Below are 633 nucleotides of genomic sequence, written 5' to 3'. Positions count from 1 at the left end.
CACTCAAGGCGTCTTCGACATCTTGAGCCGTGTACTTGCGCTTCATGCCCGCAAGAACGCGCGTGTTCGCACTTTGAATGCTCATGTGGAAGTGCGGGCACATGCGCTTATTTTTATAGAGCGCTAAAAGCTCAGGCGTCAGTTCGACAGGCTCAAGCGACGACAACCGAATTCTTGGAATTGTCGTTTGCTCAAGAACAGCTTGCACCAAGTCATGGAGGAACAGTTTCTTCTTTTCGGGTGTGCCGGATGCCGACTGGACGGCAGGCACTGTCACAACATCTTCGTAATCGCCGATGTGAACACCGGTCAGGACGATTTCCGCCGCACCTTGCGCCTGAAGTTCCTGGATCCGTTTCACGAGATCCTTGACCGAAATGCTACGTGATTTACCGCGCGCAAATGGAATCACGCAGTACGTGCAGAAGCTATTGCAACCATCTTGAATCTTTAAAAACGCGCGCGTGTGGCCAGCTTCAATGCCGCCCCCCGCTTCGAGATCGTCTTTGCGGAAAATGTTCGAGCGGAAGACTTTGCCGTCCGTTAGTTGGCCGCTGAAGTGTTTGTCGAGAAGATCTTCGAGAAAACCTTTGTGTGAGTTTGCGACCACGAGGTCTGCACCCGGCATGGTAT

1 protein-coding gene is annotated in these 633 nt (G+C 52.6%); it reads right to left on the bottom strand.

Annotated elements, in window-relative coordinates:
- The coding region (locus tag ETC00_RS19485) for a radical SAM protein (RefSeq protein WP_171567704.1) at positions 1-633 on the bottom strand (633 nt) is incomplete at both ends.

It is taken from the genome of Brevibacillus sp. MCWH (genome assembly GCF_013096935.1).
GTDB lineage: Bacteria > Bacillota > Bacilli > Brevibacillales > Brevibacillaceae > Brevibacillus > Brevibacillus aydinogluensis.
The sequence above is the reverse complement of the archived record's forward strand: the minus strand, read 5'-3'. Positions and strand labels throughout refer to the sequence as shown.